The sequence below is a fragment of the Mesorhizobium sp. ISC11 genome (assembly GCF_037162595.1).
Classification (GTDB): Bacteria; Pseudomonadota; Alphaproteobacteria; order Rhizobiales; family Rhizobiaceae; genus Mesorhizobium; species Mesorhizobium ciceri.
The window spans coordinates 393,250-416,060 of the sequence record NZ_JAVSPW010000001.1 but is presented as its reverse complement, the minus strand read 5'-3'; the positions used below and the strand labels follow the sequence as shown (position 1 = coordinate 416,060).

The following is a 22,811-nucleotide window of genomic DNA, read 5'->3' as shown; positions in this document are numbered from 1 at the left end:
CGCCGTCTCAGCGACCAAACACCTTGCCGTCGGTCGTGATCGCGCTGGTGGCGACGTTCCCCGAGTTTGCCCGGGCGCACGCGCTCGAGTGGACGGCCTGGTATGGAAACGCCATTCCTGATCGGTCCCGGTCACCCGGTCTCAAAGCTGGACACCGTCGCGATGCAATGGCGGAAAGGCGTCTACCGGATCCTGGCTCGGCACGATGTCATGTGCGCGCCTGAAGATCAGCCTCACGACGAGCACGAAGTAGCCGACCTGCAGGACAAGCAGCGTCGCTATCGTCCAGGCAAATGCCTCCCAGAAGGAGCCGGTGGTCATATAGGTCCAGACCGCGACGATGACGGCCGTGGCTGACATTCCTACGAGAAACTGTCCAAAATACATGGTTTCCAAAACCGTCGAAACCGCGCCGGTTCCAACCAGTCCCTGCCTCATTTCATTTCCCGCGGACAACATTTCATTATTTTAGCAACTTCGCAAGTAAGGGGTCAGTCGCCGCAATGCGTTCTCCATTTGCGCGGCAACTTGGCAACTGTGCGGGCCGCGGCCGCGGTGCTGGCGGGGCTGGGCTGACACGCCAGCCGTCGACAATCCAGCAGCACACCCGGTCTTTGCACTTCGGGTCCGGAACAAACGCCGGCACGCCGAGTTTCGCCTCCAGTTCTTCAACGATTGGAGGCCAGCATGGCACCTCGCAACAAACCAAGCGCCGACATCGAAGATGACGCACCGCGGGCGGATGGGCCGACCATCGAGCAGCAGGATTGGGATGCAATCAAGGGCGGCGAGATCCTGCCAGAGTCCGCGCCGGAAAACGGCGACATGCGTTACGGCGTCGAAAAAGACGGCGATCTGCCGGACGAGGACGACGATAACGCGTACCAGGACAGCGACGACGCCCTCCCCGATGATGAGGAAGAAGCCGCAATCACGCACGATCAGACCCGAGAGGGCGGATTCGACGAGACGTGAGCTATTCGTCGCCCGAGACATGACTGCCTGTTGTTGAACTTGCCAAAGCCACATTTTCCATGCCCGGTTCGCGGGCGATTTTGATTGGCCAGCTAAGTTTTCCGCCCAGGCAATATATCAGGTTTACCTAAAGTAACGGAACATCCAAGGGACATTATCGGAACTGAACAAGGCCCCTTGGACCTTTGCGCTCGGCAGATAAGACCTTGGTCCTACAGGAAAAAGCAAAAGCCCAAAGTGACCGATTGAGGCTTCCAACGAGGGAACATCGGGCCTCCCTTGTCGTTTGTCGCAGAACTCGGCACCGCCGGGTGTCTGGAGAACGCCGCGATGTCCCACCGATCCACCATCATCAAGACAGGCTATGGCCCAGGAACGGCGATTGCCGTGCTCATGGTTGGATTGACGGCGGTGGGCATCGTGTTCCTCATTCTCGGCAGTTCGCTTTACTTCAGCGAGCAGCCTACGGATCAACGTGTCTTGTCTTCGCCGCCGGCTCGATCGATACACACGGCCCGATAGCAGAGCGGCAAACTGAACGAGCAACTGCTGGACGATAGCGACGAGCAGGCCGGCGTATGGTGAAGATAGAGGGTTCGCCAGGCGCCGAAGCGGCTTGCGAACCCTCTCAGCGCAGGAAGGGACGTTGCTGCGCCGATCGACGACATGTCAGCCAAGGACTATTCCCATCACCAGAAAGGTAACGGCTGTCGCGAAAATCGGTGCGAGCAACCAGCGCGCTTGGCCAACACTTTTGTCCATCTGTTTCTCCGAATTCCGGGAGACAAACAGCCGTGAACAGAGAGCCGTTCCCGTCGGTAAGACCAATGCGCTCTCGGGCCAGACTTAAGTCGCAGACAACATCCGACCGAAGCCCAATCTGAGGAACATTTTCAGTTGGCTCAAGTTCAGTTGCCGTCAGCGTTGGACGATCTTGTCATGCTGACTCGCAAGGAGAAACAGTATGAAAATGCACCTAACGGGCGCCGCAGCGGCGCTGTTGCTGTTGGCCGGAGTGGGCGCCGTTGCCGCTCAGGACGTTGTCATCCAGCCTGAACAGGACACGGTCATCCGCGAGTATGTGAAGAAGCAGCCCCTCGCTTCGGTCAAGATTCCCGGCGTGGAACTGAATGTTGGTAGCGCGTTGCCGGACACGGTCGAGCTTCATGAGATCCCCGACGTCAAATACCGCTACGTGGTGGTCGACAACCGCACCGTCCTGGTGGATCCGGGCACCCGCAAGATCGTCAAGGTCTACGACTGAACTTGGAATTGTCCCAAACCCGCCGCCAGCCATGGCGGCGGGTTGCCCATGTCAGTTTCCAATCAGGACGAGTGAAGATGATAAGCAAAGCTGTGACATCCCCTGCTTTGGGCGTTCGCCTGGCCGATCTCCAGGCCCGGATGCGCGATGCGCGGGTGACGGATGCCGAAATGAAAACCTTTCAAAAGGTCGCGGCCATCATGGAAGATCGTCACGGCCGGATCGATGGCGACGACCTGATTGCGGTGTCGTTCCTCGCCGATCCGGTGCAGCACCGGCAAACGCCTTGAACGACATTCCCAGTAACCAGCAGACTTTTTGACTCCCGGACCGGGAAAGCGCGCCGAAAGTCTCAGCCGAATCCGCCCTTTTGCTCCGGCCTATTCCGCTTTCGCGGAAGTTTCGAGCGGCACGCAATGTGCAATGTTGCTAATGCGGCGGTACGAGCCGCCCTGGTTGACGCGGGCGCCCGAGCCATCCCAACAATGCGCCCCCCCGTCCGCGTCGACCACGGCAGGCGCCCGGCGCTGTCTTCCCTCGCGAACTCCTCAAGCCGGCCTGCCTGATAGTGCGGCCTGCGGCGACGTTCGGGCTTCAGCCGCCGACAAGCGCCTTTGTGGTCACCAGATTGACGCCGGCCTCGGCGAATTCGCCATTGTGCCTGATGATGACCTGCTCGGCACTCTCGCTGGCATTGTCCAGCGTGCTGTGCGCATCGGACACCACGGTCACGCCGAGCCCTCTGGCGATCGCGCCCTTGACCGTCGCGGCCACGCAAAAATCGGTCTGCGCGCCCAGGAGCACGACAGCACCCGCACCCTGCCCGGCAACCCAGTCGCCGAAGGCGGGATTGCTGAAAGCATCGCGCACGGATTTGGCAAAGGTCGGCTCGTCCGCAGCTTGGCCAAGTGCGGGCCAAACCGGCCAGCCCGGCTGATCCGGTGCCAACGGATCGCCTTCGGGTCCATCATGCCTGACAAATGCGACCTTGCGCCCGCCGCCCCGCGCCCAGTCGATCACCGCTTTGGTGCGCTCGACTATGCCTGGCGCATCATGGATCGGCGGTTCGTGCACGCCGTCGAACATACCGGTCTGGAGATCGATGACGATGAGCGGCGCGTTGTCTGGGAGGCTGGATGCTGGCATGGGCTTTACATAGCACGGCGGACAAGGTGATCAAGATTTGCTCATTCCGACGCGCCGGCAAACAGCACGACGCCGTCACCGCCGTCGGGCGGCCAGTCGCGGGTGGTGCGATCATTGCCGCAGTCAGCACCGCGGCGGACGCCCGCATAGATGGGGCCGGTCTTGCTGTCGAACAGCGCGATCTGGTGGCCGGTGTCCATGCCCCATAGCCGGGCCGTGCCGTCGAGCGAGCCGGAGGCCAGGCGCTGGCCGCCAGCCGATAGCGCCAGGAGGGCCGCCGTCGGCGTCCGGCTTGGTTGACACATATCGCGCATCTGCCATGCTCGCCGAGGATTCTGGAGAGATCACGATGAAGAAGACTTACGCGAAGCCGACCTTCGTCAAGAAGGGCAAGCTTTCCGCCGTCACGGCAAACGCCCCGAGCAGCGTCACGCTTTAATCCGGCGCATCTCTGGCGGATCGCGCCGGCGCTGGAGAGCAAACTCCAGGTGCAATTGGTTTTGGGATGGCCCGAAACAAAAAATAGGGACCCTGGCCCTTGTCGCGCATTGTTGGGTTTATTGTTTGTTGCTTTCAGCTTGCATGGTTGACAGATGGCCGCAGCATGGCATCATCAGGCTGGAATTTTAGGAGAGTCTGATATGAAAAAGATTTATGTGAAGCCGTCGTTCTTGAAAAAGGACCGTCTGTCGGCGATCACAGCGTTAAGCGGCGCCTCTATTATTATTTCAAACGGCGCCGCGCCGCTCTGACCGTAAACGCACCCCGATTGAGCGGGGCGAAATTCGCTCCGCTTTGGCATGCCCAAATCTCAGCGTGTCAGGACCAAATCGTCCACGACCATTTGCCAATAGTGCTTCGTCGACAGGCGAACACGCGTTACAGCTTTGAGCATTGGAGCGTAGTGCAACGGCGTCAGCGCCGACAGCGTGATCTGATCGCTTGCAATCAGCTGCTCGCCAAGCCAGCTTTCGATCAGCGCCACCTCCCCTTCCGACGCCAGCCAGGCGGCGCTCAGCATGACCGAGTGAAAGCCGAACGGCCGTTCGCAGCTGAATTCGGCAGGCAGCCCGCTGCTGGTGTAGAGCACATGGTCACCGGAGACGTTGCCATTGACATAGCCCTGGCTGTCCTTGGTGTAGTCGCGCGCCATCGCATTCAGGTTGCGCCACGCCAATCCGGCATGACCGGCCGGAATTTTCCTGAAGGTGCGCGACGTCACATCGTCGAAACCGATCGTTTCGAGAGCGGCATCAGTGGCAATGCCGGCGCGTTGCGCGGACAGCAGGCCGAGATCAGCCGAGTAGGGCGACAGCGTCAGCCGCCGCTCCAAGCCTTCGCCACTGATGCTGACCGTGTCGGCTTCTTCAGCCAAGTCGAAGCTGAAGACGGCACCCGGCGCCAGTGTCCGCGTCTCCAGGACGTGCCCGTCCCCCGACACGGAGAGGGTCGCGGGTCCATCGCCGGCAACGCGCCCGCTGACGCGGCGCGGCGGCGCCAGACCGACCGGCAGCAGCATCTCCTGTGATACCATCCCGGCCGGCGAACCCGGCAGCGGCAGGAAGTGTCGGGACTGAATGTCGTTTTCGCTTTTCGCCTGCCAGCCGGGCGGCACCGAAACCACAAAGCGCCAGTTGCCCGGCTTGCGGATCACGGCCTTTCTGCTTTTCACCGACATGGGGAAATTGGCAAAGCCGGCATTGTTGGTGCGCGCGGACGCGGCGAGCTTGCCGGCTTTATCATACAGCCGCACCATGATCCCGGCCATCGGCCGGTCTCCGGCGCCGTATTTGCCGTCGCGATCGACATCGAAATAGACGAAGGACGAGTAATTGAGCATGCCCCCGCGGCCGCTCCAGTCGGTGCGGGCGGCATAGTCGGCAGCCGGATTGGTCAGCCGCCGTCCCTTGCGGCGGCTGCGCTTCCGCCACAGCCGCCAGGACACGACAGCTGCCGCAAGCACCACAATGGCGGCGAACAGTATCTCGACAGCGCCCAAGTCAGGCATGGAGCCTCCTTTCACAGATCTCGTGGAGGATTGCGTTCATGGGCGATCCGGCTGCGTTGGAATACTTTGCCGACAGGTTATTGCATGTCGGCCAAAAGCGAACCCGGGTTTGGGACAGCGACATGCATCAAGACAAAAGACTTAAAGCGCGTTGCATGGATCCGTTCAAGCGCGACGCATGAAAGCAGTCGCCTTACTTCAATTCCACCCACACCGGCGCATGGTCGCTGGCACCGTCCTCGCCGCGCACGTCGCGGTCGATGCCGGCGGCGGTCAGGCGGCGTGCCAGTTTCTTCGACAGCAGGATGTGATCGAGCCGGAGGCCCGCATCGCGCGGCCAGCGGTTGCGGCGATAGTCCCAGAATGTGTAAAGCGTTTCCTTCGGATGCTTCTTGCGCAGGGCATCAAGCCAACCCTGGTCGAGCAGGCGCCGGAACGACGCCCGGCTTTCCGGCTGCACCAGCGCGTTGTCGTCATAGGAGCGGGTGGCGTAGATATCGCGCGGCTCGGGCACGATGTTGTAGTCGCCGGCCAGCACCACCGGCAGGCCGGTGTCGAGCAACTGTTCGGCATGCGCCTCCAGCCGCGCGTGCCAGGCGAGCTTGTAGGCGAATTTCGGGCCGGGCTGGGGATTGCCGTTCGGCGCATAGAGGCAAGCGACGACAATGCCATTCACCGCCGCCTCGATGTAGCGGCTCTGCCTGTCGGCTTCGTCGCCGGGCAAGGCATCGCGGGTCAACACGGGCTCGGCACTCCGCGCCAGGATGGCAACGCCGTTCCAGGTCGGCTCGCCCTTCCACACCGCGCCATAGCCGGCCGCCGCCAATGCCGAGCGCGGAAACTGCATGTCGCGTGCCTTCAACTCCTGCAGGCACACGACATCGGGCTTTGCCACAGCCAGCCATGCCAGCAGGTTTTCAAGCCGGCTGTTGATGTTGTTGATGTTGAAGGAGGCGATCTTCATCGCTTCAGGAAGCGATCCGACCCGACCACGCCTTGACCGTCTCGGCCAGCGTCTTCAGATGATCGGCGGTCGAAAACCCCGAAACACTCTTGCGAGGCTTGAGATCGTGGTCGCCGTCCTCCAGCCAGATCACCTCGATGCGATCGGAAAGGTCATAAGTCGCAACCTCGTCCCTGGTGCCGAACTCGTCGCGGGTGCCCTGGAAGATCAGCGTCGGCGTCTTCAGATCGGCGAGGTGTTTGGTCCGCAATTGATCGGGCTTGGCCGGCGGATGGAAGGGATAGCCGAGGCACAGCAGGCCTGAAATCTCGCCCTTGGCAAACATCTCGTCGGCGACCATCGAGGCGACGCGCCCGCCCATCGACTTGCCGCCGATGACGAGCGGGCCGGTCACGCCCTTCGCCCTGAGGTCGGCTATCGCCTTGATATATTCCGGGTTGACCGTCTCGCCCCGCGGCGGCGGCTTGCGGTGGCCATAGCGGCGGGCAGCCATATAGTGGAACTCGAAGCGGGCGACCTGGAAGCCGGCTTCGGCCAGCGCCTTGGCGGTGGCGGTCATCGAGGGAGAATCCATCGCCGCGCCGGCGCCATGGGCGAGCAGGATGGTGACCGGGGCACTGTCGGGACCGTCGAAGAGAAAGGTGGTCATGGAGCGGTCTCGCTGGAGAGGTCGAGTTCCGTCACACTCCCCTCTGTCCTGCCGGACATCTCCCCCGCAAGCGGGGAGATTGCGCGCTCAACCGCTTTCGCCAATCTCCCACTTTGCAAGCAGGAACGGGACGCCCAAGCTGCCGATCTCCCCCCTTGCGGGGGAGATGGCCGGCAGGCCAGAGGGGGGTGTTCAAGCGCCAGCATCCCTCACCCCGCCGTACGCGCCAACTGCAGATCCACGAACTGCACGCCCTTGGCCGCCACCCGCGACCACTCCGACTCCGCGTCGAGCTCAAGGTAACGCACCCACAGCCGCCGCGCCTCCGGCAGATCGCCGGCGTCGAATTCGAGCCGGGCGAGGTTGAACACCGGATCGGCATAGTTTTTGTCGAGCGCGATCGCTTTCTGCAGGTGCCTTCGCGCCGAGGCCTCGCGGCCCTGCTCGCTCATCAGCCCAGCGAGGTTGAACCAGGCCTCGACGAAGGCCGGATCGAGTTTTATCGCATTGATATAATCGTGCGCGGCGTCCGCCGCGTGGCCGCCGGCGCGCAGGCAGTTGGCGCGGTTGAAGGCGGCAATCGCATCGCTCGGATCGATGGCGAGACAGCGCTGGTAGAGTGCGGCTGCCCCATCATGGTCGCCACCCTCCTCCGCCGCTTCGGCCTCGGCAAACAACTCTTCCAGTGTGTCGTCGCCTGCCGAACCGGCGCTGCCCAAATCGAACAGAAGCTGTCCGTCGAGTTCGCTCTGGCCGCCTTCGAGATAGATCGCATCGGCGCGCCCATGCTGCGAGCCGACATTGAGCGACTTGGCGGTCAGCGACGCCACCGGGCCGGAGCGGTGGACGGAGCGCGCGATCGCCCCCCATGTCGCGCCGCCGGCGACGAGCCCGGCATATTTGCGCGCCAGGATCAGGTCGCGGAAGGAATAGGGTTCTGCGTCATGCTCGAACGCATCGAACAGTGACAACAAATCGAGCTCGGCGCCGGATAGCCGCGACTGATCGATCAGCGATTGCCGCGACAGCGAAGACGCTTCCGGTGTCTTCATCAGTCCGAGAAGGCGCAGGAATCCGTTCTCGCTGATCAGCGTCCGCCCGGCCCCGCGCTCGGCGGCGACACGGCGCTCGATCTCGGCATCGCCGTTCCTGGAGAGCCCGGCTTTAGCGAGCAGCGTGCGGCCGCACACGACATGCGTGGTGCGCCTGGTGACGCCGCGCCGCAGCTGGCCATGCTGGCGTTCGACTTCACGCGCGGCCAGTCTGAGCGGAAACGCCGCCAGCGCGCCGATGGTGCCGAAAACAGCGCCGGCCGGTGCCGTCATTTCTTGCTCTTGCCGACCGCCTTCAGCAGATTGGCCTTCAGCGGATTTTCAGCAGCACCACCCGCTGCCGCTTTCTTTGCGGCTGGCTTGGCAACCTCGTCGGCCTTGCTCTTCGACTTGGCCGGCGGCTTCGATTGCGACAGGCTCGCCTTCAGCGCATCCATCAGGTTGATGACATTGCCGCGCTCCGGTGCCGCCGCAATGATCGGCTTGTGGCCTTTCAGCTTCTCGCGGATCATCGTCATGAGCGCCGCCTCGTAGCGGTCCTCATAATTCTTCGGATCGAAGGTGGTTTCCTTCTGCTTGATCAGCGCTTCGGCGAGCTGCAGCATTTCGGGGTCGGGCTTGCCAGCTGGAATATTGCCAAAATATTCAGCCGTTCCGCGCACTTCGTTCGGGTTCCTCAAGGTGCACACGAACATGCCGTTCTCGCGCGCGCCGATCGTCACCACGCGCTCGCGGCTCGACAGCACAAGGCGGGCGATGGCGAGCTTGCCGGATTTGCGCATCGCTTCGCGCAGCACGGCGAAGGTTTCCTCCGCCATCGCGCCGTCGGGCGCCATGTAGTAGGGCGCGTCCTGGTAGATGACGTCGACCTCGTCCTCGTCGACGAAGGCCTCGATGTTCATCGTATGGTTGGATTCGATGCGCACCGCGTCGAGGTCTGCATCATCGATGATGATGTACTGCTTGTCCTCGTATTCGTAACCCTTGACCAGATCAGCACGCTCGACGAGCCCTAGTTCGGGGTCGACCGGCTTCATGTTGATGCGGTTATGGGTCTTCTTGTGCAACTGGTTGAACGAGATGCGCTCGCTGGCGCTGGTGGCGGGATACAACCGCACCGGACAGCTCACGAGGCTGAGTTTGAGGTAACCTTTCCAACTTGCCCTGGGCGCCATGAAACACTCCTACGCGGTCATGCACTGAAATTTTAGCTTGAGCATGATCTTCTCCGAAAACCGGTTCCCACTTTTCGGGATCATACTCTCTGCAGCGCTTTCGTCCGAAGGACGATTGGCGCCGCGCAAATCCTACACCGACCCCAAACGATACAGGCAAATCCCTGACGAAATCTTTTAGGACGCCTGAGGGTCGCAGGCGAAGGATAATTCAAATTGTACGAAGCGTCGATCATACTCTTCGTCGTCTTCGGGCTAAGCAAGGAGCGAAGCGACGCGGCGCAGACCCTAGGATGACGAGCGCAGGGTCGGCAAATCCCGCGCGAACTCGTCGATCTCCGCCCACGGATCGCCCGACGTCGCCAGCAGGCCTGGCAGCGACGAATAATTCAGATCCTGCGGCGCATCGATGGATTCGAGGTCGCTCCAGCTGACCGGCGTCGAGGCCGGCAGATTGGTGCGGGCGCGCAAGGAGTAAGGTGCTGCGGAGGTGTGGCCGCGCGCATTGCGGTGGTAGTCGATGAAGATACGCTTCTTGCGGTTGTCCTTGCCCATGGTGGTGGTGAAAGTATCAGGCGCCGTTGTCGCCAGATGCGTGGCGATCGCGCTGGTTGCCTGGTGCAGTTTCTTCCAGTTCTGCTTGCCTGTCACAGGCACCGTGATGTGGATGCCGCTGCCGCCGGAGGTCTTGGCGAACGGCACCAGCCCCAGGCGCTCCAATTCGTCCTTGATGTACACGGCGGCCTCGACCACCTCGCGCCAGGTGATCCCCTCGCCCGGATCGAGGTCGAGGACGATCTGGTCGGGTCTGTCGAGGCTGGCGCGGTGGGTGCCCCAGGTGTGGAACTCGACGACGCCGAACTGCGCCAGCGCCAGATACCCTTTCGCGCCTTCGACCGAGAGATAGGATTTGGTTTCGCCCTCGGAATTTGTCGCGTCGAATGTCACCACCGAGGGCGGCATGCCGGTGAAGGCGTGGCGCTGGAAGAAGCAGTCCTTCGGCAGGCCGGTCGGGCAGCGCACCAGCGACACCGGCCGGCCAAGGATGTGCGGCAGCATGAAGTCGCCGACCAGCGCGTAATAGACGGCGATGTCGAGCTTGGTCGGGCCGGTCTTGCCGAACAGCCGGCGCGTCGGGTTGGTCACCCAGATGGTGGCCAGATCAGCCTCCGAGATCAGCCGCTTGCGTGTCGAGGATACCGGCGTCGACAGGCCGACATCCCTCAAACCGCGGAAGACGCCGTGGCGCAGTGCGTTGTCCGATGTGCGGTTGGCGTAGTGGATGCGCGCCGACAGCAGCGGCCGCACCCAGTTCATCTCGCGCATGATTTCGCGCGGGACGCCCTCGGGCGCGGTGGCGCCTTCCCGCAGCGGCTCCAGCCTGGCGAGCAATTCACCGGCGGTGGCGGCATCGAACCCGGTGCCGACCTTGCCGCGATAATGCAATTCACCGCCCTCGAACTCTGCCATTCCGAGCGCCGCCAGCCCTTCGGCCGCATCGGAGATGGTGAAGCCGGCGATGACGAAGTCGCCCGACTGCAGCGCCTTGGTCTTGGTCCAGCTTTTGCTTCGGCCGCTCTGATAGATGGCCGTGGCGCGCTTGGAGACGACACCCTCCAGCCCTAGTTCCGACGCCTGGTCGTAGAGCCCCTGCCCCGAGCCCTCGACATGGTCGGAGAACTGGATGGCGGAATTGGCGCCGAGGCCCGATAGCATCTGCGCCAGCAGCGCCTTGCGCCGGACCAGCGGCGCCTTGGTCAGGTCCCAGCCGTCGAGATGGAGAAGATCGAAGGCGTAGAAATGGAGCTTGCTGCCGGCGCCCTCCGCCAGCGCATCCTGCAGCAGCGCGAAACGGCTGATGCCCTGGGCGTCGAGCACCACGATCTCGCCATCGATGATGGCGTCGCGGCATGGCAGTTTGGCGAACGCATGCGGCAGGTCGCCATAACGCTTCGTCCAGTTGATGCCGCCACGGGTGATCAGCTTGACCGCGCCCTCAGTGAGATGCGCCATGGTGCGGTAGCCGTCGAATTTGATCTCGTGCAGCCAGACTTGTTTGGTGTCTTCGCCATCGGGCGGTTTTGGCACCTGCGTCGCCAGCTGCGGCTCGATACGGGCAAGCATGGGGGCCTTGAAGGCGCCCGGCAGCGTGCCGGGCTTCAGCGATCCCTGTCTGGGCGCGGGTTTGGCGGCGGGCTTTGCCGGCGCCGCCAGCTCCTCGATGCGCAATCCGGATTTGACGCTCTCCGGCCGGGCCGTGAGGATGTCAAGCGCGGTGTCGGCGGCGAGGTCGCGCTCCTTGAACAGCAGCCAGTTCTTCTTGTTTTCGTCCTCGCCGGGTTTCGGTTTCAGCCGTGTCAGCATCCAGCCGCCATTGAGCTTGGCGCCGGCCAGCCGGAACTTGAAGGCGCCGGTGCGCAAGCTCTTTTCGACATCGTCCATCGGCGCCCAGCTGCCGGTGTCCCAGACGATCATCGGCCCGCCGCCATACTCGCCTTCGGGAATGACACCCTCGAAGTCGATATATTCGAGCGGATGATCCTCGGTCTCGACCGCCAGCCTTTTGTCGGCCGGATTGAGCGAAGGCCCGCGCGGCACCGCCCAGCTCTTCAAGACATCGCCGACCTGCAGTCGCAGATCATAATGGTCTGCGGTGGCGTGGTGCTTGTGCACGACGAAGCGGTTACCGTCGCTGCTGACGAGCCCGCCAACCGGTTCCGGCGTCTTGGCGAATTCGCGTTTGGCGCGATAGGCTTTGAGCTTTGGTGGAGTTGTCATCGCAAAGATCGAAGCACGGCGGCCAGGAACAAGCCAGTCACGCTCTCAATCGTCAGCGGCCGGCGTCAACTCGAGCTCCGCCGGCGACAGCCCTTGCTGCAACTGGCTCAGCCGGAATTCGTCGACCCAATAGGCCTCGCCATCGACCAGAACCCGGGCTTGGTAGGTGCCCTCCGAAAAACGCTGCTCGGTGATGTAGACCTTGTGACGATCGAGCGCTTTGCGCACCGCGGCGCGTTTGGAATTCTGACCTGTGACGGGACTGAACATGACACTGCCCTCGGTCGCCCTGACACGCAACACGGCCGCTGTCGGCGGCCTTGCGACTGGCTCCAAGGATGCCGGAGACGAGGTGTCCTGTCAATTTCGTGGCAGTGCAGGTTGCAGTCCGGTTAAATTTTGCAGTCTTTTGAAGATGCTCGGGTCTCGTCCTGAATCACGATGTGAAGCGCGCGAAGACGAAGCCGCGCGTGATCGTGCCTGTTGCCGCCAGCCTACGAAGCGGCCGGCATACCCGAATGAGTGGATTTTCGGACTTCCCCGATGAGATCGAGTGTCGCTGCCGCGACCTCGGCAACCTGAAGCCGCTGCACACAATAGACCCCACCGGGGTTGTTTTCTTTACAAACACCTGGAGCGATGCATGGACAGGGCATGACCGGCTGGAGCGTCCGGTTCGGGACACCGAACGGGCCCCATTGCTCAGGCGACGTCAGGCCGTACAACCCCACCGCTGGAGTTCCGACAGATGCCGCGATGTGCATCGGGCCGCTCTCATTGCCTAGAAAGATTGATGCTTCGGCCAACAATGCCGTCAGGACTTCAAGCGAGGCCTTTCCGACGACACTGGCGACCGGCGACGCTGCCACTTCAAGGATCCTTTGCGCGGCAAGCCCCTCATCCGGCCCACCAACGAGCAGAGATCGCAACCCGGTTTTGGCGTATACCTCGTCGATGACCGCAGCAAAATGTTGCGGCGGCCAACAACGTCCTTCGAACCTGGCGCCGGCATGCACGGCCACATATGACTTCTTTGCCAAAGCGTTTTCCGCAAGAATCCTGGCACACTCTTCCTGGGCGGTCCCGTTCGGCTGCAGCCGAGGCGTTGGGTCCGGACAATCCAACTCAAGCGCGTGGAGTGGAGACAGGTTCCTGTAGAGATAATGGGGGCCGCCCTGTCCGAAAGTCGCGGCGAGAACGTTTGCAAGCTGGATTTCCCAGAACTTCATCGGATGCTCGGAAGGATCGAAGCCGACGCGAAGTGGAGCGCCGATCAAACGATGCATTATCCGCGAGGTTTTTGAATCGGTAAGGTCGATGCTAAGATCGAATTTTCGACGCCGCAGATCAGAGATGACGCCACGATAGTCGCTCAAACGCTTGAGCAGAGTCCTTCCTCTGCCGCGGGATTCAAAGCCAACGGCAACATCGGCGATCCCTTGCGCGACGATGAACTGCTTGAGTCCCGGCGCACAAAGCATGGTTACCGATGCTTGTGGATAAGAAAGACGCAGATTGCGAACCAAAGCAGATGTCAGAACGACATCTCCAATGTACTTCGTTTGAATAATGAGGATGGAACGAATCCCATCTCCTAAACTTGCATTCATCGAGATGATCTGCCGAAAACGCCAATTTGAGAAAATCTGCCGAGGACACTCATTTCTGAACGTCAAGCGGCGCTTTCAAATATAGAGCCAACCAACCCTGTCAACAACCTTGCCGGCCTTGGTGCCTCTTTGCATCGGTCGTCGGCAGGACCGGCAAACGCTCGTCCTCAGTCCTTCAATCGCCGCAAGCGGCGCGTCAGGCCCTGAACGGCTTTGAGCAGCCGGGGGCGCGACCGCGTCATGCCTTCGACCCGGCTGCGCAACAGAATGGCTGCGTTCGCAGCCCTGCCCCGCACCGTCACCGGTTCGCAGATCTCGGCCAGAACCGAACTCGAGGCACCAATATGTTGCTTGTAGCCCTGGCCGCCGACCGACAGGTCGAAATAGTCGAAGCCCCGCTCGCATCCCCACATCATCAGCTTGCCCATCGTCGTCAGGCCGGGTGAGACATTGGCGACCGCGTTCTGGTCGATGCCCAGCAGGAGGGCGTGAAGTGTGCCTTTTCTGACCAGCACATAGATGGAGGCGAGCCAGGCTTCACCGACGCGTAGACCGAAGAGCCGCACCGATCCATTGGACAGGCCTTGCAGCGCCGCGGCGCGGTAGAAATCGACGACCGGGACCTGCGTCAGGAGATCGAAACGCCCAAGCTCACGAAAACGCTTCAGCCGCAGTTCCAGCAGCACATCCAGGAGCTCCTCGGTCAGATCAGGCGTGTCGGCCTCGACCAGAGCGAGGCCACCAAGCTGTTCGAAGCCGCGGCAATGCTTGCGGAAGGCCTTGGCAAAGGACGGCTTGCAGATCCGCTTGATGAGCGTCTCCGGGTCGCCGTGCAGGACGAGGCCGGAGGTGACCTGGATGGAGTCGCGCGCCACCGAAAGCAGTGCCAGCGGATTGACCAGGCCGTGGATCTGCTGCGGGATCCCCGCGATATGGATGCGATCCGCCGGTGGCAGAACGGCACGGACCGCCGCCCACATGGCGTCGGCACTCTGCCTGGTCCACGCTCTCCCATCCGCCAGCAGCGGCACCGAGTAGTCGCACACGCGGCAGCTCAGCCATTCGATGACGTGGTGGCCGAGGGCCCGGCGCCGCATCAGCGGCAACAGCATGGCCGGCGCGCCGGTCACGGCGTCACTCACCTCGATGACGACCAGGTCCGCGTCCTTGGGCATCAGCCGTGCGGCGATTCCTTCGACCCAGGCATAGTGCTGATGGGCAGTGCAGACGCCGTGCGCCTCAAGCAGCAGCCATAGCAGCCTTACGGTGTCGAAACTGGTGTGCAGCCGAGCCGTGAAGTGCGCGGTTGCATCAGCGTTGGCGACAGTCGGGGAAAACCGCCCACCGGGCAAATCCCTTATCGGAGTCGTTCGCGCCGCGTAGCTTGCCACATGCTTCTCCCGTCATTCCGATCCCCCACGCAGGCGCCGCAAGTCCCGCATCAGTCCCTGGAGCCTCTTCAGCAGCCGAGGTTTGGAGCGCACGAACACCTCGGTCCGGTTGCGGACCTCGATGGCTGCGCTCACGGCGCTGCCTCGCACCGTAATCCCGTGGCAAAGCTCGCGCAGGCCCGAACCCACGGCACCCATATGTTCCTTATAACTCTGGTTGCCGACCGACAGGTCGAAATAATCGAAACCGCGGCCGCGCGCCCAGCTCATCAACTTGCCCATGATCAGAAGTCCCGGCGAGACATTGGGCACCGCGCCCTGATCGATTGAGATCAGCAGAGCATGAACGGTGACTTGATGGATCAGCAGGTATTGTACCGCGATCAGAGCTTCACCAACACGCAACCCGAAGAGCCGCACCGATCCATCCGACAGGCCCTCGAGAGCGGCGTTTCGATAGAAGTCGACAGCCGTCGCCTGCGTCAGCAGGTCGAAGCGGCCCAGTTCGCGAAAGCGGCTGAGCCGCATCCGGACCAGGCCGCCGAAGATGACCTCCACCAGGGCCGGCGTGTTGGCTTCGACCAGTTCCACGTCGCCAAGCCGTTCGAGGCGGCGCCAGTCCTTGTTGAAGGCCTTGACGAAGGATGGCCGGCATAGGCGCTTGAGCACGGTTTCCGGGTCGCCGTCGATGGCGAGGCCGAAGCTGGTATGCAGGGAATCGCGCGTGGCTGCGAGCAAGGCCAGAGGGTTGGCGACGCCGCTGATCGATTGCGGAATTCCCGTGATCTGGATGCGGTCCGCCGGCGGCAGCACGGAACGCACCGCAGCCCACGCGGCCTGCGCCGATTGCATCGTCCACGGGCTGGCATCTGCCAGCAGCGGTGCCGAATAGTCGCAAACGCCACAGCTCAGCCATTCGATCACCCGATGGCGGAAGGCCGGCCGCCGTATCAGCGGCACCAGCATTCGCGGCGCGCCCGTCACGGCATCGTTTACCTCCACGATGAGCAGTTCCGCACCTTCCGGCATTAGCCGCGCGACGATCCCCTCGGCCCAGGCATAATTCTGGTGGGCGGTGCACACACCGTCCGCCTGGAGGCGCAGCCAGAGCGGCCTCACCGCTTCCAAGCTGGTGTGGAGCCGCGCCGTGTAGGCATCGATGGCGACGACGGTGGCCGGATGGGAGGACTGGCCATCGGGCGAGCCGGTCACCGCAGCAATTTGCACCGCCTGGACTGCCATGTTTTTTCCTATCGCTTTGCCGTAGCGAACGGCAGCGTCCGCCGCCACGCGCCCAACCGGCTGTCGCGCGCCTCATCGGGATGCTCGATATTCCACATGCGGTGATGCGCGAAATACCACGATGCCACGAGCACGAACATCTCCGAGACGGCGGAACCCAACAACGCCCACGGCGGAGACGCGATTGCCAGCAGGGCCGCGATCAGCGCCAGCCCGACGACCGCGCCGCCCGTGGTGATGAACGCGACGATCCGAAAATCGCCGAGTATCTCAAGCACGATGCGGGGCATGATATAGAGCATGATCGGGACAAAATTCGCGATCACGAAAAGCCCGATGAACCAGGTCGAAGCGTCCTGGAGAGCCTGGGATTTTATCATCGGCAGGACGAACATGATCGCACATCCATAAGCAAGGCCGCCGAGCCCCATGACGAGCGCCCAGATCTTGGCCTGCGTCCAGACACGGCCTGTTTCATTGTTCCGCATCAGCCTGGCGAGATCCGGCTGCGTCATGTTGACGAACGCAAGGCTGATGATGCGCAGCGGAGCAAACAGCACCAGAACCGCCGCCAGCGGTGCGTAGGCGGCTGGCCCGGCAATGCCGGCGACCAGCAGCGCCAGACATTGACCCTGGATGTTGGTGGTGGTCGCGCTGAATGCCGACCAGCGCAGTTGGGGCCAGAGCCTGACATAGCGTCGGCGCGTCGGCATGCGGAAGCTGATGCGAAGCGAGCGCCGAGCCAGGCGGACCAGGACGAAAATGCCGAACACATTTGCGGCTGCAAGTGCATAGAATACGGTCTGCAGCGGGTCTTGGACCAACCAGATCGACAGCCCGGTCAGGACACAGCCGGCGACTGTAAAAGCGCCATCGCTGATGGAGACGACAAGCTGCTGGCGCCGTGCGAAGAAAGCCGTGCGCATATGGCTGCGCAACGACCAGGCACCGACGAAGCAGCCGGCGGCAATTCCGCTTGGATCTCCCAGGACATGCATCAGAACAGCCGTGCCGACGGCCATCAGCAACGCCACGATCAGCGCCGCCGTTCCGAACGCCACGTCATAGGTATCGACGCCGGCGCTGTTGGTGCTCTTGCTCATCCAGATGCTGGCGGGAACAGCGGTGAGCGACCTGATATAGGACAGGCCGACCCCGCCCATCACCATGCCGATGGCGAAGAGGCCGTAGCCCTGCGCGGACAGCATGTGCAACAGCATGATGTTGAGGGCGAAATGAAAGCCGCTCTGCATCGCCTCGCCGCCGATCATCAGCACGAGGCGTCGAACCAGATGGCTCGGAAACGCTAACTTCACGGCCGTGTCTCCGCTGCGCGGGCAGCGGGCGCCCTGCCCGGCCGCGCGATGGTCGTCTTCAGCTTTTCGGCGGCGATCGCGGTGATCGCCGCGGCCGCGACCGGCTCGCTGAAGATCGCCTCGTAGCGCGCGCGCCCGGCAGCGACAAACCCGCGCCAGGCCTCAGGGGCGAGGATGATCTCCTGCAATTTCGCGCCAAGAGCTACTGCGTCGCCGGGCGGAACATGCCAGCCGGTCTGCCCGTCGCTGACCACTTCCACCAGCCCGCCGATCGCCGACACAAGCGGCGGCCGGCCATAAGCCATCGCCTCGATGGCGACGCGGCCCAGCGATTCCGGACGCCGCGACGGCACGGTGACGATGTCGGCCCAGCGATAATGCTCCGAGGGATCGGGAATGAAAGGCAGGACTCCGACGCGCCCGGCAAGCCCCATCGTTTCGACCAGTTCGGCAAGCGCACGCTCGCGCTCGGTGCTTTCGAAGGCGCCGCCGACCAGCCGCACCTCGACCCTCGCCTGGAGTTCTGCCGGCATCGAGGCGATCGCCTCCAGCAGGACCTCCTGCCCCTTGATCCGGTTGATGCGGCCGAGCAGCAGCACCCGCAATGGTCGCTTGCCGTCATACGTCATTGGTTCGACCGCCGCCGGCCCGGCAACGCCGTTGTAGACGACATATGCGCGCGCCGCCTTGGGATCGCCGAAAGCGGCTCGCGTCGCGCGCGAGTTGAAGATCAGATCCGCATGGCTCCAGTGCATCAGGCCGACGAGTATCCTGCGCATGGCGCCTTCGGGGATCTCGTGGATGTGCAAGACGGCTTTGTGGGGCAGTAATCGCGCGGCCAGCGCATAGTCGGCCACGATCGAGGTGTTGACATAGACGAGGTCGCAGGCCTTGAGGCGCCGCCACGCCCTGAACACGGCAACCGGCAATCGCGCCATCTCGACCGTTGCAAGACGCGCAATGGCCTGGCGCCTCAGCACCCAGAGCGGTTCGAAGACGATCCGGCTGGCATGCGCTTCCAGGATCTGGACGATCGGCCCGCTGCGCGGCAAGACCACCTCGATGTCGGCCGACGGAAACGCGGCGCGCAGCGCAGCCACGCTCTCCGCGAAGCTGCGGTCAGAACCATAGAGTTCATAACCCTGATGAACGCAGGCAATCCGCATCTTTGTTTCCCGCCGGGTGCTACAACCATCGCGCTGGGCGATTGTGGCAGAACCCCGTTCGCAAGAATCATGCCTGGTTCGATATGTCCGACTATCGGTTCGATATGTCCGACTGCCGGCCGTACGCCCCTGGCGTTGCTTCGTTTCGATACAGCTACGCACAGAAGGGTTGACCGAGAATGAAACAACCACCGGGTTCAACACCGTTTTTTTACAACCCCGCGCCATGATCCCCTCCCAGGATACCGAAATCGGAAGATGGCACGAAAGTTGCGGTCTGCTCATTATAAATTAAGCAATATCTAATATATGAGATGTGTGAAAGTGCCGCCGGCCATGAAACCAGAAAAGCCCGCCATTCTAATCCTGGGGACCCGCGGCATACCCGCGGCCCATGGCGGCTTTGAAACCTTTGCCGAAAAACTGGCGCTGTTTCTTGTCGGGCGCGGCTGGAAGGTCGGCGTCTATTGCCAGGATGAGGTCGAGCGGATCGACCAGCGGGTGCGCAGCGAAACCTGGCGCGGCATCGAGCTCATTCACATCCAGGTCGCCTCCAAGGGACCGCGCGCGACCCTGGAATTCGACTGGCAATGCGCCCGCGATGCTGCCAGGCGACAGGGCGTTTGCCTGGTGCTCGGCTATAATGGCGCGGTCTTCCTGACCTGGCTCAGGCTGAAGCGGCGCAAGATCTTCACCAACATGGACGGCATCGAGTGGCGTCGCCCCAAATGGGGGATGGCGGCGCGAACCTGGTTCTGGCTCAACGAATGGATCGGCGCTTGGGCCTCGCATCGGCTGGTCGCCGATCATCCCGCCATCGCCGATCACCTGGCGACGCGCCGGCCGCGCAGCGCCATCGCCACCATCGCCTATGGCGCCGATCCGGTGGCATCAGCGCCCGAGGCGCCGGTCCGGGCGCTCGGCCTCGAGCCCGGGCGTTATCTCGTCTCGATCGCGCGCATCGAACCCGACAACAACATCCTGCCGATTGTCGAAGCCTTTTGCTCCACCAAGCGCGACATGAAGCTGGTGGTGCTGGGAACGCTGTCCGACGACATCCCCTACCATGCCGCCATCCGCAAGGCGGCGAACGGCTCGGTGGTGCTGCCGGGCGCCATTTACGACCAGGCAACGGTGAAGGCCCTGCGCTTCCACGCCCGCGCCTATCTGCACGGCCACACGGTGGGCGGGACCAACCCGTCGCTGGTCGAGGCGCTGGCGGCCGGCAACATGGTGATCGCGCATGACAATCCCTACAACAGATGGACCGCAGGGGCTGCGGCGATCTACTTCACCGACAAGAACAGTTGCGCCGAGCGGATGCAGCAGGCGCTGGACGATGATGCCCTGGTCAAGGCCTGCGGCGTTGCCGCGAGGGCGCGGGCCCGCGAAGCCTTTCGCTGGGACGATGTCCTGCTCGCCTATGAAAACGAGGCCTATCATCTGCTCGGCATGACCGCCGCCAAGACCACTGCGATGGATCACGCATCGCCAGGAACCGTATGATAGGCTGGTCGCGCCGGCGGGTGCTGCGGACCGCGCTGTCCACTGCAGCGGCTCTCGGCTCGCTCCCGGTCGCACCAATCGCTCGCGCCGCCGCCGAGACGCGGTTTCGGCGCGGCGTCAACGCCTGGCCCTGGTTCTCGCTGACGCGTGAATTTCCCGCACCCCGCACCGATTACGGCTGGCCGCCCTTCCAGTCGCAACGGCCGGTGCCGACCCCAGACGACCTGCGTCGGTTGCGCGAGACCGGGCTCGATTTCATCCGCTTGCCCATCGATCCCGGCCCTTTCCTAGCCGCCGACGCCAAGACGCGCAGTCAGTTGCTGGACATGCTGGACGCCGCCGTCACCGCCACCCTCGACGCCGATCTTGGCATCATCGTCAACATCCAGGCCAACGCTGCCACCCATTACTGGAACCCCGACCGCATGGTCTCCAGCACCGCCGCACCCGCTTTCGATCTCTATCGCGGGCTGGTCGGCGAGCTTGCCGGCAGGCTGGCGCGGTTCCAGCCCGGCAGGGTGGGGCTCGAGCCGGTCAACGAACCGGCGCAGGCCTGCGCGTCGAACGTCTGGTTGCAAATCCAGCTCGCGCTTCTGACCGCGGCAAGGGCATCGGCAGCGACCCTGCCGTTGGTCGTCACCGGAGGCTGCGGCTCGATGGTGAGCGGACTGACCGCGCTCGATCCGGGCCCGCTGTCGCCCTTCGAGCCGATCCTGTTCACCTTCCACTTCTATGAGCCCTATCTGTTCAGCCATCAGGGCGCGCCCTGGATGCGCGAGCCGGTCTATCGGTCGCTCAACAATGTGCCGTGGCCGGCATCCGCCGGCTCGCTGCAACAGACGCTGGCATCGGTCAGGGCGCGCATGGCGCAGGACACCGAAACCCCTGAAGACGCCAAGCAAGCAGCCTATGCCGAGACCGAGCGTGTGCTGAAAGTCTATTTCGACGCCCAGCCCGACCGCTGGTTTGTCGACAAATATCTTCGCCAGGTCCGCGATTGGGCCGATGGCCATAGCCTTGCGCCGGAACGCATCATCATGGGCGAGTTCGGCGCGCTGCGCACCGACGCCCGCTATGTCGCCGCGCCCAATCCGGATCGCGGGCGCTACATCGCCGATGTGAGGCGGAGCGCCGAGGAACTCGGCTTCGCCTGGGCACTGTGGGATCTCTTCGATGGCATGGGCATGATGGACGACACCACCCGGGCGCTGGACCCCGATATCATCGCGGCGCTTGGCCTGACCATGCCGGCGGACTGACCGGCCTGAACGCTGCCCGCGCCGGCCGATAGAGCACCAATGCCAGCACCACGAACTTGGTCAGCAGCGTCGTCTTCGACGCGACGCTTTCCGAAGTGTTGATCAGGATAACCCAGCCCAGCATCGGCAGCCAGATGCCGGGATGGCAGCGGCGCGCCACCTCGAACAGGAACAGCACGAAGCCGAACGTCAGCAAAAGTGTGAAGAAGGCGCCCTGATAAAGGACCGTGCGGATGATCGGGTTCTCGATGCCCTGTTCGAGACCGTTGATGCGGCGCAGGCTGTCGATCAGGTCGACATCCGGCCCCACGATCAGATCGCGCAATTCCAGGTGCTTGAAGAGCTCGAACATCTCGACGCGGGCATTGGCGCTGCCGCTGTCCGACACGAAGCGCTCCAGCAGCGCGTCGAAAAAGCCCAGATATGCCGCCACGATGATGACGACCGGCAGCAGGGCGGCGAGCATGAAGCCGAGTGCCGCACCCAGGAGATTGACGCGGCCCTGGCGCAATTTGGTGATGCCCTGAAAAAGCAGGTAGCAGCCGCCGAGCACCATCGTCGTCACCATCGCCGTGCGGCCGCCGAAGGCGACGAGTGCCGCGCATTGCAAGCCGATCAACCCTATCCGCACAGGCATCGACAGGGATCTGGCACCGGAGAGCAGCGCAAGCACATAGATCGACGTCACCATGGCATTGGCAAGCGGATGCCCCTGCAGCGCGCTCGAGCGCAGATCGGTGGTAAACGCCACGCCGTCGAGGCGATAGGGGAAGATAAGCGTCTTGGTGGCGAACTCGAAAAGGGCAAGCAAGGCATTCGCTGTCATGACCACGTGGACGACGGTCTGCAGCCCGGCGAAGGTCCGTTCGTCGTCCTCGCTGAGCATCAGCACGAGAAGTGCCGCAGCCACGAACGTATCGATCATGCCGGCCATACCGGGCCGCTGCCTGGCGATGACGACGACCAGAAGCACGATCGATATGGCGGCCATCAGCGCGCTGGCCGGCCGCCTGTCGGCGAGATGGACGATATGGCCGACCGGATTGCCTGATGCGCAGGAGCGCCAGGCAAGCAGCAGGACGATGAGATAGGTGGACGGGTGGATCTTGGTCGCCGGGTTGCCGAACAGGCCATCATAATTGTAGCCGACCAGCCACAGCATGCCCCCCGAGATGCTGAACAGCACCGCCACCGCCGCGATCAGTCCGAAGCGCGTCAGCGCATCAACCGATGTGCCGGAGATGGGCGTGCCGGCGCGGGGTGCGGCAGCACTATGGTTCGAAGCGCTTGCGCTCCAACTGGCCGCCATA

Annotated in this window: 24 protein-coding genes; 8 read left to right on the top strand and 16 right to left on the bottom strand. The window is 63.1% G+C overall.

The genetic code is table 11. The annotated features are described in order from the left end of the window. Positions 1 to 141: 141 nt before the first annotated feature. Positions 142 to 438, bottom strand: a complete 297-nt coding sequence (locus tag RPF88_RS02175) for an exopolysaccharide production repressor protein (protein WP_245460934.1) — start codon at positions 436 to 438, stop codon at positions 142 to 144. Between the two features lie 249 nt (positions 439 to 687). On the opposite strand from RPF88_RS02175, the gene RPF88_RS02170 reads away from it, so the two are divergent. The 3 genes from RPF88_RS02170 to RPF88_RS02160 all read left to right on the top strand — a co-directional run bounded on the left by RPF88_RS02170 (position 688) and on the right by RPF88_RS02160 (position 2,529). Then, positions 688 to 975 carry a hypothetical protein gene (locus RPF88_RS02170; protein WP_063168625.1) on the top strand — a complete coding sequence of 96 codons (288 nt, stop codon included), beginning with the start codon at positions 688 to 690 and terminating at the stop codon, positions 973 to 975. Positions 976 to 1,939: 964 nt separating this feature from the next. Next, the gene (locus tag RPF88_RS02165) at positions 1,940 to 2,239 is read left to right on the top strand and encodes a DUF1236 domain-containing protein (protein WP_013530625.1); all 300 of its coding nucleotides are present in this window, start codon (positions 1,940 to 1,942) and stop codon (positions 2,237 to 2,239) included. Positions 2,240 to 2,316: 77 nt separating this feature from the next. Next, on the top strand, positions 2,317 to 2,529 hold the full coding sequence (locus RPF88_RS02160) for a hypothetical protein (protein WP_013530624.1): 213 nt from the start codon (positions 2,317 to 2,319) through the stop codon (positions 2,527 to 2,529). Positions 2,530 to 2,833: 304 nt separating this feature from the next. Here the strand turns inward: RPF88_RS02160 and RPF88_RS02155 are convergent, their stop codons facing one another. Next, positions 2,834 to 3,385: an isochorismatase family protein gene (locus RPF88_RS02155; RefSeq protein ID WP_275952585.1), complete on the bottom strand. Its 552-nt coding sequence runs from the start codon at positions 3,383 to 3,385 to the stop codon at positions 2,834 to 2,836. Between the two features lie 41 nt (positions 3,386 to 3,426). Next, positions 3,427 to 3,699 carry a hypothetical protein gene (locus RPF88_RS02150; protein ID WP_224674559.1) on the bottom strand — a complete coding sequence of 91 codons (273 nt, stop codon included), beginning with the start codon at positions 3,697 to 3,699 and terminating at the stop codon, positions 3,427 to 3,429. 35 nt (positions 3,700 to 3,734) lie between these two features. Here RPF88_RS02150 and RPF88_RS02145 point away from each other — a divergent pair, with 35 nt between their 5' ends. Continuing rightward, a complete protein-coding gene (locus tag RPF88_RS02145; RefSeq protein ID WP_081714185.1) occupies positions 3,735 to 3,824 on the top strand; it encodes a hypothetical protein in 90 nt (29 codons plus the stop codon). A gap of 202 nt (positions 3,825 to 4,026) precedes the next feature. Beyond that, a complete protein-coding gene (locus RPF88_RS02140; protein ID WP_127365687.1) occupies positions 4,027 to 4,137 on the top strand; it encodes a putative RiPP precursor in 111 nt (36 codons plus the stop codon). 59 nt (positions 4,138 to 4,196) lie between these two features. Here RPF88_RS02140 and RPF88_RS02135 read toward each other — a convergent pair whose 3' ends face one another. Further along, on the bottom strand, positions 4,197 to 5,393 hold the full coding sequence (locus RPF88_RS02135; protein ID WP_337121624.1) for a hypothetical protein: 1,197 nt from the start codon (positions 5,391 to 5,393) through the stop codon (positions 4,197 to 4,199). A 38-nt stretch (positions 5,394 to 5,431) separates the two neighbouring features. Here RPF88_RS02135 and RPF88_RS02130 point away from each other — a divergent pair, with 38 nt between their 5' ends. Next, positions 5,432 to 5,575 (top strand): hypothetical protein, encoded by a 144-nt coding sequence (locus RPF88_RS02130; RefSeq protein WP_127224232.1) that lies wholly within the window; start codon positions 5,432 to 5,434, stop codon positions 5,573 to 5,575. A gap of 11 nt (positions 5,576 to 5,586) precedes the next feature. Here the strand turns inward: RPF88_RS02130 and RPF88_RS02125 are convergent, their stop codons facing one another. From RPF88_RS02125 to RPF88_RS02075, 11 genes are all read right to left on the bottom strand, one after another. After that, complete coding sequence (locus RPF88_RS02125; RefSeq protein ID WP_127365689.1) at positions 5,587 to 6,357, bottom strand: exodeoxyribonuclease III; 771 nt, start codon at positions 6,355 to 6,357, stop codon at positions 5,587 to 5,589. 4 nt (positions 6,358 to 6,361) lie between these two features. Beyond that, positions 6,362 to 7,006: an alpha/beta hydrolase family protein gene (locus tag RPF88_RS02120; protein ID WP_337121623.1), complete on the bottom strand. Its 645-nt coding sequence runs from the start codon at positions 7,004 to 7,006 to the stop codon at positions 6,362 to 6,364. A gap of 209 nt (positions 7,007 to 7,215) precedes the next feature. Then, positions 7,216 to 8,331: a tetratricopeptide repeat protein gene (locus tag RPF88_RS02115; protein ID WP_337121622.1), complete on the bottom strand. Its 1,116-nt coding sequence runs from the start codon at positions 8,329 to 8,331 to the stop codon at positions 7,216 to 7,218. Beyond that, entirely contained in the window at positions 8,328 to 9,233 is a 906-nt protein-coding gene (gene ku / locus RPF88_RS02110; RefSeq protein WP_024501732.1) for a non-homologous end joining protein Ku, read from the bottom strand. The genes RPF88_RS02115 and ku overlap by 4 nt, the downstream gene beginning before the upstream one ends. A 288-nt stretch (positions 9,234 to 9,521) precedes the next feature. Then, positions 9,522 to 12,011 carry a DNA ligase D gene (ligD, locus tag RPF88_RS02105; protein ID WP_337121621.1) on the bottom strand — a complete coding sequence of 830 codons (2,490 nt, stop codon included), beginning with the start codon at positions 12,009 to 12,011 and terminating at the stop codon, positions 9,522 to 9,524. Between the two features lie 45 nt (positions 12,012 to 12,056). After that, complete coding sequence (locus RPF88_RS02100) at positions 12,057 to 12,281, bottom strand: hypothetical protein (protein WP_027160830.1); 225 nt, start codon at positions 12,279 to 12,281, stop codon at positions 12,057 to 12,059. A 224-nt stretch (positions 12,282 to 12,505) separates the two neighbouring features. Next, positions 12,506 to 13,687, bottom strand: a complete 1,182-nt coding sequence (locus tag RPF88_RS02095) for a glycosyltransferase family 9 protein (protein ID WP_337121620.1) — start codon at positions 13,685 to 13,687, stop codon at positions 12,506 to 12,508. 101 nt (positions 13,688 to 13,788) lie between these two features. After that, positions 13,789 to 15,012, bottom strand: a complete 1,224-nt coding sequence (locus tag RPF88_RS02090; protein ID WP_027160831.1) for a GNAT family N-acetyltransferase — start codon at positions 15,010 to 15,012, stop codon at positions 13,789 to 13,791. Positions 15,013 to 15,024: 12 nt separating this feature from the next. Beyond that, positions 15,025 to 16,254: a GNAT family N-acetyltransferase gene (locus tag RPF88_RS02085; RefSeq protein WP_013530610.1), complete on the bottom strand. Its 1,230-nt coding sequence runs from the start codon at positions 16,252 to 16,254 to the stop codon at positions 15,025 to 15,027. Between the two features lie 8 nt (positions 16,255 to 16,262). Continuing rightward, positions 16,263 to 17,570, bottom strand: coding sequence for a hypothetical protein (locus RPF88_RS02080; protein ID WP_013530609.1), 1,308 nt, complete (start codon positions 17,568 to 17,570; stop codon positions 16,263 to 16,265). Continuing rightward, positions 17,567 to 18,736 (bottom strand): glycosyltransferase, encoded by a 1,170-nt coding sequence (locus RPF88_RS02075; protein WP_337121619.1) that lies wholly within the window; start codon positions 18,734 to 18,736, stop codon positions 17,567 to 17,569. Before RPF88_RS02075 ends, RPF88_RS02080 begins: the two co-directional genes overlap by 4 nt. Positions 18,737 to 19,072: 336 nt before the next feature. Here RPF88_RS02075 and RPF88_RS02070 point away from each other — a divergent pair, with 336 nt between their 5' ends. Together RPF88_RS02070 and RPF88_RS02065 are read left to right on the top strand one after the other, a co-directional pair. Then, positions 19,073 to 20,242: a DUF1972 domain-containing protein gene (locus RPF88_RS02070; RefSeq protein ID WP_337121618.1), complete on the top strand. Its 1,170-nt coding sequence runs from the start codon at positions 19,073 to 19,075 to the stop codon at positions 20,240 to 20,242. Further along, positions 20,239 to 21,501 (top strand): glycoside hydrolase family 5 protein, encoded by a 1,263-nt coding sequence (locus RPF88_RS02065; protein WP_337121617.1) that lies wholly within the window; start codon positions 20,239 to 20,241, stop codon positions 21,499 to 21,501. Before RPF88_RS02070 ends, RPF88_RS02065 begins: the two co-directional genes overlap by 4 nt. Here the strand turns inward: RPF88_RS02065 and RPF88_RS02060 are convergent. Then, positions 21,464 to 22,810, bottom strand: coding sequence for a VpsF family polysaccharide biosynthesis protein (locus RPF88_RS02060; RefSeq protein ID WP_337121616.1), 1,347 nt, complete (start codon positions 22,808 to 22,810; stop codon positions 21,464 to 21,466). The two genes, RPF88_RS02065 and RPF88_RS02060, sit on opposite strands and share 38 nt — an antisense overlap. Position 22,811 lies beyond the last annotated feature (1 nt).

Excerpts from the sequence above, each read along its gene's own strand:
- RPF88_RS02175 (WP_245460934.1), bottom strand. The coding sequence starts at position 438 with ATGAGGCAGGGACTGGTTGGAACCGGCGCGGTTTCGACGGTTTTGGAA.
- RPF88_RS02170 (WP_063168625.1), top strand. The coding sequence starts at position 688 with ATGGCACCTCGCAACAAACCAAGCGCCGACATCGAAGATGACGCACCG.
- RPF88_RS02165 (WP_013530625.1), top strand. The coding sequence starts at position 1,940 with ATGAAAATGCACCTAACGGGCGCCGCAGCGGCGCTGTTGCTGTTGGCC.
- RPF88_RS02160 (WP_013530624.1), top strand. The coding sequence starts at position 2,317 with ATGATAAGCAAAGCTGTGACATCCCCTGCTTTGGGCGTTCGCCTGGCC.
- RPF88_RS02155 (WP_275952585.1), bottom strand. The coding sequence starts at position 3,385 with ATGCCAGCATCCAGCCTCCCAGACAACGCGCCGCTCATCGTCATCGAT.
- RPF88_RS02150 (WP_224674559.1), bottom strand. The coding sequence starts at position 3,699 with ATGCGCGATATGTGTCAACCAAGCCGGACGCCGACGGCGGCCCTCCTG.
- RPF88_RS02145 (WP_081714185.1), top strand. The coding sequence starts at position 3,735 with ATGAAGAAGACTTACGCGAAGCCGACCTTCGTCAAGAAGGGCAAGCTT.
- RPF88_RS02140 (WP_127365687.1), top strand. The coding sequence starts at position 4,027 with ATGAAAAAGATTTATGTGAAGCCGTCGTTCTTGAAAAAGGACCGTCTG.
- RPF88_RS02135 (WP_337121624.1), bottom strand. The coding sequence starts at position 5,393 with ATGCCTGACTTGGGCGCTGTCGAGATACTGTTCGCCGCCATTGTGGTG.
- RPF88_RS02130 (WP_127224232.1), top strand. The coding sequence starts at position 5,432 with ATGGGCGATCCGGCTGCGTTGGAATACTTTGCCGACAGGTTATTGCAT.
- RPF88_RS02125 (WP_127365689.1), bottom strand. The coding sequence starts at position 6,357 with ATGAAGATCGCCTCCTTCAACATCAACAACATCAACAGCCGGCTTGAA.
- RPF88_RS02120 (WP_337121623.1), bottom strand. The coding sequence starts at position 7,006 with ATGACCACCTTTCTCTTCGACGGTCCCGACAGTGCCCCGGTCACCATC.
- RPF88_RS02115 (WP_337121622.1), bottom strand. The coding sequence starts at position 8,331 with ATGACGGCACCGGCCGGCGCTGTTTTCGGCACCATCGGCGCGCTGGCG.
- ku (WP_024501732.1), bottom strand. The coding sequence starts at position 9,233 with ATGGCGCCCAGGGCAAGTTGGAAAGGTTACCTCAAACTCAGCCTCGTG.
- ligD (WP_337121621.1), bottom strand. The coding sequence starts at position 12,011 with ATGACAACTCCACCAAAGCTCAAAGCCTATCGCGCCAAACGCGAATTC.
- RPF88_RS02100 (WP_027160830.1), bottom strand. The coding sequence starts at position 12,281 with ATGTTCAGTCCCGTCACAGGTCAGAATTCCAAACGCGCCGCGGTGCGC.
- RPF88_RS02085 (WP_013530610.1), bottom strand. The coding sequence starts at position 16,254 with ATGGCAGTCCAGGCGGTGCAAATTGCTGCGGTGACCGGCTCGCCCGAT.
- RPF88_RS02075 (WP_337121619.1), bottom strand. The coding sequence starts at position 18,736 with ATGCGGATTGCCTGCGTTCATCAGGGTTATGAACTCTATGGTTCTGAC.
- RPF88_RS02070 (WP_337121618.1), top strand. The coding sequence starts at position 19,073 with ATGAAACCAGAAAAGCCCGCCATTCTAATCCTGGGGACCCGCGGCATA.
- RPF88_RS02065 (WP_337121617.1), top strand. The coding sequence starts at position 20,239 with ATGATAGGCTGGTCGCGCCGGCGGGTGCTGCGGACCGCGCTGTCCACT.
- RPF88_RS02060 (WP_337121616.1), bottom strand. The coding sequence starts at position 22,810 with ATGGCGGCCAGTTGGAGCGCAAGCGCTTCGAACCATAGTGCTGCCGCA.